Annotated in this window: 2 tRNA genes and 1 rRNA gene; all 3 read right to left on the reverse strand. The window is 48.0% G+C overall.

Annotated features, from left to right (window positions below):
• Positions 1-196: 196 nt before the first annotated feature.
• Positions 197-272: transfer RNA gene (locus tag PMI01S_RS30765), tRNA-Ala, on the reverse strand.
• Positions 273-300: 28 nt separating this feature from the next.
• A tRNA-Ile gene (locus tag PMI01S_RS30770) sits at positions 301-377 on the reverse strand.
• A gap of 82 nt (positions 378-459) precedes the next feature.
• Positions 460-546, reverse strand: a 16S ribosomal RNA gene (locus tag PMI01S_RS30775); the annotation flags it as partial.

The raw sequence follows: 546 nt of genomic DNA on the forward strand, positions 1-546 counted from the left end.
TTCGCCGAAAATTCGCGATTAAACTCACAAATTTTACCTTAGCCTGATCCGTTACCAGTGAAAGTAACGTTCAGTCTATCTTTCTATCACATACCCAAATTTTTAAAGAACGATCTAGCCAAAGACTAGAAATCAACATTCACCACCATCACGATGGAATGCTCATTTCTAAGCTTTATACAATCAGAAGCAGTAGTGGTGGAGCCAAACGGGATCGAACCGTTGACCTCCTGCGTGCAAGGCAGGCGCTCTCCCAGCTGAGCTATGGCCCCGTATTGCTACAGGATCCCACACAAAAATTGGTGGGTCTGGGCAGATTCGAACTGCCGACCTCACCCTTATCAGGGGTGCGCTCTAACCAACTGAGCTACAGACCCAATTTCGGGCTGCTTCTTATCGTCTTCTTCAATGAATCAAGCAATTCGTGTGGGAACTTATGGAGCAGCTGATGTCGTCGATTAAGGAGGTGATCCAGCCGCAGGTTCCCCTACGGCTACCTTGTTACGACTTCACCCCAGTCATGAATCACACCGTGGTAACCGTCCT

The sequence above is a fragment of the Pseudomonas migulae NBRC 103157 genome (genome assembly GCF_002091715.1).
GTDB classification, from domain to species: domain Bacteria; phylum Pseudomonadota; class Gammaproteobacteria; order Pseudomonadales; family Pseudomonadaceae; genus Aquipseudomonas; species Aquipseudomonas migulae_A.